Genomic DNA, 237 nt, shown 5'->3' with positions numbered 1-237 from the left:
GAAAAATGTCAATGAAAACTACTCAAGAAATCAATAAAGAAGACGAGGAGCTATGCAACGAGTCGAAAAAGTTTATGGACGTTTATTACGATGTGATGGACCGAAAACGCGAGAAAATCGGATTTCTCTACACACAAGTGTCAAATGCCGTCTGGAACGGGAATCCCATCAACGGGTACGACAGTATTTGCGAATTCATGAAAGCTCTTCCAAGTACACAACACGATATTCAATCTC

Annotated in this window: 1 protein-coding gene; it reads left to right on the top strand. The window is 40.5% G+C overall.

The features are described 5' to 3' along the window. A partial coding sequence (locus tag SM754_RS20415; protein WP_323677975.1) for a ketosteroid isomerase family protein occupies positions 1–237 on the top strand: 237 nt, incomplete at both ends.

Source organism: Halorubellus amylolyticus (genome assembly GCF_034808145.1).
GTDB lineage: Archaea > Halobacteriota > Halobacteria > Halobacteriales > Natrialbaceae > Halorubellus.
The sequence above is the reverse complement of the archived record's forward strand: the minus strand, read 5'-3'. Positions and strand labels throughout refer to the sequence as shown.